The organism is Bacteroides sp. 2201st1_D9_2201SCRN_220225, assembly GCF_040928965.1.
Taxonomy (GTDB): domain Bacteria; phylum Bacteroidota; class Bacteroidia; order Bacteroidales; family Bacteroidaceae; genus Bacteroides; species Bacteroides stercoris.
In genome coordinates this window covers 1-7,974 of record NZ_JBCODG010000114.1, presented here as the reverse complement: position 1 = coordinate 7,974, position 7,974 = coordinate 1, and the positions used below count along the sequence as shown (strand labels likewise).

The window sequence follows — 7,974 nt, the reverse complement described above, 5'->3', positions numbered from 1 at the left end:
GGGGAGGTTTCGACCTGACGGGTGACTGGCGTTTCCGCCACTCCACCAACCTTTTGCGCGAAACCGGCGATTACACCCGCGACTATCGCTTGGGGGTGAACGCCTACGCCGACCTGCCCGGCGGCATTCAGTTGCGGAGCGATGTCGATTATTCTTTCCGCAACGGTACGAACATCACCCCCGGCGAAGATGACCAGGTAGTGTGGAACGCCTCCCTTTCTTGGCGTTTCCTCAAACAGAAGAAGGCGGAACTGTCATTCTACTGGGCGGACATCCTTAGCCAGAAAAAGAACTTTACCCGCAGCGTCTCTTCCTCCAGATTGTCGGAGAGACACACGCAGCAGATAGGTAGTTGGTTCATGCTCTCCTTCAAGTACCGTTTTAACAAACAATTATAAGGTAGAAGCGAAATTTATGTTTTTTATTCTTTGAATGGTGATTTTTGCTTGATAAAATCATCATTTTTAGGTATTGTACTAAAAATACTCCTATTGTAATTTTGCGCTCCCGAAATAATAATATATAATAAAAATAAAATCACAGAAAGATGAAAAGAAACAATTTGCATGTCGGTTTGATGGCATTCGCAATGTTGCTGGTAGGGGCATCGTGCAGCGATGACGACAACACCCTCTCATACAGCACGGGTGCCGTGCAGAATACCGAATTGAAAACCATTCTTGTTCAAAGAGGCTACACATTCAACGAGGACGGCAATCTGTTGCTTGATGATTTGGCTAACAATACGACGACGCTTGACCTCTCCGGAACGCAGATTTCCACAGACGCACTGGCAGAACTTTCCATGTTCCCTAACTTGACTGATGTGGATCTGTCGGACAATGGTTACGGCCCGGCGTTCGACTTTGCCAAATTACCGGAACAAATCACCGGAATAGACCTGACGGGTAATGAAATCTACGACTATGATAATCTTGTGAGTGTCGTAGTGGAAGAAAACGGCGATGAAACTGTGACTAACCTGCACGAAATTACCAAACTTTACCTTCCGGAAACCGCTAAAGAGAATATCGAAGATCTCGTGCGTTTCTACCGCCAAAACAAGGAAGCCATCACCGCCGGCACCATTGATATGAAGATGACTGATGTCGATGGCAATCTGCAAACCTATACCACCCTGCGCGACGTGCCCGACGCAAACCTGCTCACTTATTTGAAGACCAACTTTCCCGATTTGCTTGATGGCGACCAAATAGATATTAGCAACCATTTAGGAGCATCACAAAAAACAGCTGAGATTCTCATTAAACCGACTGACAATGTTACCAACTTTGAAGGTATCCAATATTTGGTGGCAAGTCCTTATTGGGAAGGTGCTAAAGTCAGCCTTTATTCTGCCGGAGCAGAAAGTGGGGCTTCTGCGCCTCGATTGAAGTTAGGGAAGTTTATTACGCAGATTATAATGCAGGAAATAGCATCGGAAGGATTTGACTTATCCAATGCTACCGATTTACGAGCAGTTTGGATTCAAAACAATTCGGCTATAACAAGCATTGATTTAAGCCACTCTACTATTTGGGGACAGCGTGACCAAGAAACAGAAGGCAACAATACATACGGCAGCGCCATAAGAATGACAGGATGTCCTGCCTTGAAGGAAATCAAACTGCCCGAAAAGGATGAACTGAAAGCTTACGCCATTGATATTGAATGCTTGGACGCATTGGAAACATTCGATATATCGAATGTCAAGATGGTAGCTGACCTCAAAATAGGTGATTTGAATGAAAACTTTAATCTGGTTTATCCGAATCTGACTATTTTCTATAGTGAAGATGGATATGCCGGTACAACCTTCGCTTGTTCAGAAAGCACCTTTAACAGAGAATCGACCCAAGCATTCTTGAAAGCAAACTATACCGACATCGACCCATCTGATAAAGTAAGAAGATTGGGATACACTTCTATATTAACAAATAGCAAAAACAAAGGATGCCGTTGGAGGACTTTATTGAACAAACAAAAATAAAGTGTAATTAAATTATTTGTTAAACTTTAATTATAAAAACGATGCGAAAATTTTTCTTAGGAGCTGCCCTTGTTGCAGCAAGTTTCGGAATGGCGCAGTCTGCTGACGCTGCCACAGTGATGGGTGTAGAAGGTGTAAGTACCGTATTGGCAATCAGCGATTACGAAGGTACTTATAACGGTACGATGGACAAAATCAAGATGAAAGGGAAAGATTATGAGCCACGTGCTGCATCTTATACTCTTGAAGGAGGTCTTTTAACTTGCGATTTTCCACAAATCGGCAGTATGCCGGGTACAATCACCATCGAATTGAATGTAAATGTAGATGAAGAAACCGGTGAAATTACTGCTGATTCAGGAGTTGATGCTGGATATTTGACCATCTTAGGAATGGATTTGGTAAAGTTGAAGTTGGATTCTTTGACTGATGCCAAAGTTACAGGCAACACTATCGAGTTTACTCTGGCAGTATCCGGTAAGTTCTTAGGTGCAGATTTCCCTGCATCCGTACATTTTGTTGGAACAAAATAATTCGTCATTATTTTGTCAAGCAACGAAATTAAATTCAGAAAGAGTAAGGAGAAAGCTGTCAAACGGCTTTCTCTTAGCTCTTTTTTTGTGTGTTACTAAGAAAAAATTATCACAATATATTCACCTCACCCAATGGGGAAGACACCATTATCCTGTCGGCAAGGCTGCTATGCCGCTAAAAACACTCCCGGTATGCAACCGACGGCGAGGAAACAAAATTATCCAAACCGCCTGAACCGCTTCTGAAGCCTACATGCGGTACACATCAAAGACTGACTTTGCCATCGGAAAAAGCCTGCCTTTAATCATGTAAAAACCATGACTTTACATACCCTTTGCGGAATACACGCAGGCAAGGGTAATGAACAGGAAACAATTATGGATTACAAAACAAGTAAATTATATAAGCAAAATGAAAAAGTTATACTTTTTATTCAGCCTTCTTATGGCAACAGTAATCGGATTAAGTTCGTGTGAAAGTGACGATTCACTTACCAATGAGCCACCTGCACAGGAATATATTGATAAGGCGAAGGAAATCCTTGTAGGAGACCTCGTGCTCTCAACCCGTGCTACAATGAGCGGTGTGGACAAGACGCTGTTGGAAAGCGGTTGCCCCACCAAATTCAACTTTTCTTGGCGGGAAGACGGCACGATGGTGCTCGACCTGAGCGACTTCACCGTGGGCGCCATGCCCTTCGCCATCACCTTCCGCTGTGCAACGAAGTTTATGCAACTCAACAGTTGGGAAAAGGATGAATACCCCGGCAGCGGTTGGGTGAAGTTCGTGGGAACGGACGGAAATGTCACCACGAGCGGCGATGACGCTGCGGACAACCAGGAAGGGAGCGGCGCCCGTGTAGATGGTTTCCTGAACGTGGACACCAAGCAAGTGGAGTTCATCGTGGACTACAACATGATGAACGTCCGCACCGAAACATTCCTGCAAGAAATCGACAAGAGCCGTATCGACCGCTTTGAAGAAGAATTTGCCCAGTACGAAAAAGACTTGGAAGAAGCCAAGAAAGAACAGGGCAAGGCTTGACCTTTCGATTGCAGGAAAGAAGGAAAGACCGTAAGACACACGGCTTTCCCTCTTTTTTGTGTAGAATAACATGTTTTGATGATAGACAGATGAAAAGAATAACAGCCATCTTATTTTGTGTCTTACTGGCATGTATGAATGCCCAAGCACAACGTAAAGTAAAGCTCAAAGTTCTGGAGAAAGGGACGGAACAGCCGGTCATTGCGGCCACTGTGGTCTATGCCGATAACGAAGCGTTGCAAAACCTGCAGGGGAGCGTCACGAATGTGGACGGGCTGGCGGAACTGAAAATCCCCTCCAAGAAAACGTATTATTACAAAATATCCTATGTCGGTTTTGTTCCGGCAACAGGAAAGATAGAAGCGACCGAAACCGAGAAAACCGTCTATCTGGAAGAGGACCATTTGGGACTGAACGAGGTGGTCGTCACCGGTTCACGTACTGCGCGACCCATCAAGATGTCGCCCGTTACGACGCAAGTCTTGGGCGGCAAGCAGTTGGTCGAAGCCGGATACAGCAACCTGCAACAGGCATTGCAGCAGGAAACTCCCGGTCTGAATATCCAGAAGGTGGGCTTCGGAAACGAAATCTCCATGCAGGGGCTCGACGCCCGCCACGTGCTGTTCCTGATGGACGGCGAGCGCATGACGGGCGACATGGCCGGGAATCTCGACTACGAGCGTTTCAACCTGCACGCCATCGACCGTATCGAGATTGTAAAAGGAGCCAGCAGTACGCTGTACGGCTCGCGTGCCGCCGGTGCGGTAATCAACCTTATCACGAAGAAAACGACCAAACCGCTTTCCATCGACGCAGGTGTGCGCTACGGACAGATGAACGAGCGCAATTACAAGAATCCGCAACCGAAGGATTTTTTGTATATGTTCGAGAAGAATGCCGACCGCCCCAACCTGCAAGGCTGGGTATCTGCCGGATTCAAGGCGGGGAAAGTAACCTCGCAGACCGACGCATGGTACAGTTCCTCGGATGCGTTCTACATGTATCAGGCGGAGAATGACAAGAAGGTCTACACGCAGGAGGCCAATCCCTTCCTTCCGCACGACATCACCGTGGTCAACTCGTCCTCACGTCCGCCGATGGGCATCGAGGGCAAGGAGCATATCACGGTTTCCCAAAAACTGTATTACGACCCGACCGATGACCTCTCGGTCTTGGTTTACGGGAGCACCTTCTTCATGAACACGTATGACCTGATACAGGACATGACTTTCAGCCAGGCGCGTGACTGGACGGCGGGAGCCAAGCTGACCTACCACGTGAAGGACTGGTTCAGCGTTACGGGTAGCCTTCATGCCGACTTTTACGACCGCTTCAAGCGGCACGAGCGCATCGACACGCGCAACAAGGACTACGAGAGTAGCATCTGGCAGCCGCGCCTGACCATCACGAGCAACTACTTCGACGGGCACAGCCTGATCTTCGGTGTGGAACATACGTCGGACGAACTGACCTCCGACCGTTTCTCCGGCAATGCCAACCACGACCTGAAAACCCGCGCCTTGAAAGAAACGGAGTATTTCTTGCAGGATGAGTGGACCATCAACCCCAAGTGGATGGTGTCTGCCGGACTGCGTACCAACTTCTCGAAGGCGTTCGGTTTCATGGGGATGCCCAAGATTGCCGCCAAGTATTCGCCCAACGAACGGTGGAGTATCCGCGCCAACTATTCGATGGGATACCGTTCTCCGAGTATCAAGGAACTCTTCTTCAACTGGGACCATTTGGGCATGTTCATGATCCGCGGAAACGAGAACATGCAACCGGAAAAGAACAATTATTTCTCGCTGGGAGCCGAGTACAGCAACGACCGCCTGTTCCTGTCCGGTACGGCCTACGGCAACTATTTCCGTGATAAAATCGAGGGCGTATGGCGCATCTACGACATGCAGTACAACTTCGAGTACACCAATTTGAGCAAGCAACGCCTTCTGGGGCTGGAAGCCTTGCTGCGCTGGCACGTGCTGGACTGCCTGACGCTGAACGGGACGTACAGCTTCGTGAACGTGAGCAAGAACGAGGGCATACAGGTGAACACCACCTCTCCCCATGCCGCCACGGCCAGTCTGGACTACAAGTTCACGAAGAAGAACTACCGGTTGAACGCCGTGTTCAGCGCCTCGTACATGGGACGCAAGAAGTTCGACGTGCAGGACCGCGTGTTCGTGGAAGAGGACAACAAGAGCTATGACGCCTACTTCCGTTGCGACCTGCCGCAATACGTGCTGTGCAACCTGTCGGTGTCGCAGACCTTCTACAATAAGGTAAAACTGACGCTCGGTGTGGACAACATCTTCAACTACGTGCCGAAAACCCTCGGTTCGGGCATCACGATGTTCAACGTGCCCGCCACGCCGGGAACACGCGGATGGGTGCAGTTGGAATTTATGCTGGACGATGTGATTAACTCTTTAAGGAAAAAGAAATGATTAAATATACGACAATGAAACGTATGGGATTATTCAAAACGGTAAGCCTCCTGCTGGGCTGTCTCACGATGTTCTCCTGCGTGGACTATGACGACATACAGCCCTTTACGGGCAAGACGCTGCCCCGCAAGTCGGGCTATTCCACAGGGGTGACGAACGACTGGATATACTTCAACCTCCGCACGGGAGAGTCATTCAACACTTACACCGTGAACAAGGACATCAAGGAAGGCGAACAAATCAACCGCACGGACTGGGATCTGGCTTTCTGCGGCTATACCATGCGTACCAATTCGGGTACGAGCGGCATCGGTCAGGGCGGTGCCGCCGACTTGGGCTATGGCGGTTACGATGACTGGACGAGCGTTTCACAACTGCCTTCCGACTTGGAATGGGTCGTTGACACGGACGACGTGCGCGTCACCATGTCGCAGAACGACTGGAACCATTACCTTGTGGAAAACAATCTGGACTTCGATGCCAACCCGTGGTTCGACCCCAACAACGGTCCTGCCACGACCGAGACCAATGCCAACCCGCTGCTGTCGCAGGCCATGAGCTTCTCCGGGCCTCCCCCCACATACACCCCTTCGTTCCACACGTATGTGGTGCGTACCGCCGACGGAGAGAGGTACTTCAAGATACAGATTATCAGTTGGTACGATGCCAACGTGGAAATCGGTGATGAAGGCGGGAGAATCAGTTACTATTGCGACGAATTGAAATGACGGAAAGTATGATGGGACAATTCGTGCGCTTTATGCGCTTCTGCAACCGGCGGTGGGTGAAATGGCCGGCAGTTATCGTCTTCCTGACGGCGATAACGGTCGCCCACTTCGTCATGGCAGACAAGTACGGGGACAGCCCCAATGCTCCCACTTGGGAGTTTACAGTTACGCTGCACGCCGCCATGCTGGTTGCTGCGGCAATTATTATAGTATTCTACAAGAAATGTATCAAACGTAAATTAATGGAATATGGAAAAGACTAACGTAACGACCACTGAAACAACAAATGTAACACCTCCTGCCGCCAAACGGCGCTATTGGTGGAAAGCCATCGCTTCTTTCCTCATGGTATTGTTTACCATGCCTTTGGGGCACGGGCTGATGATTATCATGGAGCATCTGATGAGCGAGACCGTTCTGCACTATTCGGCCTTTGTCATGGGCGCGGTAGGTATGGCGATGGTGATTGTCGGCGTATTCGCCAAAGGAGATACGCGCCAAACACTCTGGGGATTCTTCGGCGGTCTGCTCTTCTGGACAGGCTGGGTGGAATTTCTCTTCATGTATTTTGCCAACCGTTTCGGCACGCAGCCGGAACTCGACCCTGTGACGGGTGAAATCGTAACCCGTCCCGAATATCTCATACTGCCCGCCTCGTTCGGTTTTTGGATGATGATTATGGTAATGTACCTGTTCAGTACAAAGAACGGATGCAACTTCATCAACTGGTGGCAACGGTTGCTCTTCCGTGGTAAGAAGAACGACATCGCCGCCCGCCCCATGACGCGCCACACGAGTATCGTCACGTTCATGGAACTGATGATGTTGCTGTGGACTTCCTACCTGTTGCTGATGTTCTGCTACGATGATGTATTCCTGGGCGAGAATCATCCGGTGACACTGTTGGTGGGGGTCGGATGCTTTATCGGCTCGTTCTTTATCTTCGCCAAACAGTTGCGCCTTTCTGCGTGGGGGGCCAACATCCGTATGGCAATCGCTACCGTTATCGTGTTCTGGACACCGATTGAGATCCTTGGCCGTATGGATTTGTTGAGCGAGATATGGGTAGACCCTATGGGGCATAAGACGGAAATGATTATCATACTGGCAGCGTTCCTCGTACTGGCTGTTTACCTGTGGTATATGGGTGCGAAGAAAAAGAATGCCGTTTCCCAATAAAGAAAACCGGATATGGCAGCAACAAAAGAGAGAAAAAGGCACTGGCTTAAAG

7 protein-coding genes and 1 pseudogene are annotated in these 7,974 nt (G+C 49.0%); all 8 read left to right on the top strand.

Annotated features, from left to right (window positions below; translation table 11 throughout):
• Nucleotides 1-398, top strand: a pseudogene (locus AB5903_RS21285) (phage tail protein); the annotation flags it as partial.
• Nucleotides 399-547: 149 nt separating this feature from the next.
• On the top strand, nucleotides 548-1,990 hold the full coding sequence (locus tag AB5903_RS21280; RefSeq protein ID WP_149923580.1) for a hypothetical protein: 1,443 nt from the start codon (nucleotides 548-550) through the stop codon (nucleotides 1,988-1,990).
• Between the two features lie 41 nt (nucleotides 1,991-2,031).
• On the top strand, nucleotides 2,032-2,523 hold the full coding sequence (locus AB5903_RS21275; RefSeq protein ID WP_149927848.1) for a hypothetical protein: 492 nt from the start codon (nucleotides 2,032-2,034) through the stop codon (nucleotides 2,521-2,523).
• Nucleotides 2,524-2,935: 412 nt separating this feature from the next.
• Entirely contained in the window at nucleotides 2,936-3,568 is a 633-nt protein-coding gene (locus tag AB5903_RS21270) for a DUF4903 family protein (protein WP_044301994.1), read from the top strand.
• Between the two features lie 89 nt (nucleotides 3,569-3,657).
• Nucleotides 3,658-6,015 (top strand): TonB-dependent receptor, encoded by a 2,358-nt coding sequence (locus tag AB5903_RS21265; RefSeq protein ID WP_008655042.1) that lies wholly within the window; start codon nucleotides 3,658-3,660, stop codon nucleotides 6,013-6,015.
• A 14-nt stretch (nucleotides 6,016-6,029) separates the two neighbouring features.
• On the top strand, nucleotides 6,030-6,743 hold the full coding sequence (locus AB5903_RS21260; RefSeq protein WP_008655044.1) for an HmuY family protein: 714 nt from the start codon (nucleotides 6,030-6,032) through the stop codon (nucleotides 6,741-6,743).
• 8 nt (nucleotides 6,744-6,751) lie between these two features.
• A complete protein-coding gene (locus tag AB5903_RS21255) occupies nucleotides 6,752-7,006 on the top strand; it encodes a hypothetical protein (protein WP_226890787.1) in 255 nt (84 codons plus the stop codon).
• Nucleotides 6,993-7,922, top strand: coding sequence for a hypothetical protein (locus AB5903_RS21250; protein WP_007569373.1), 930 nt, complete (start codon nucleotides 6,993-6,995; stop codon nucleotides 7,920-7,922). The genes AB5903_RS21255 and AB5903_RS21250 overlap by 14 nt, the downstream gene beginning before the upstream one ends.
• Nucleotides 7,923-7,974 lie beyond the last annotated feature (52 nt).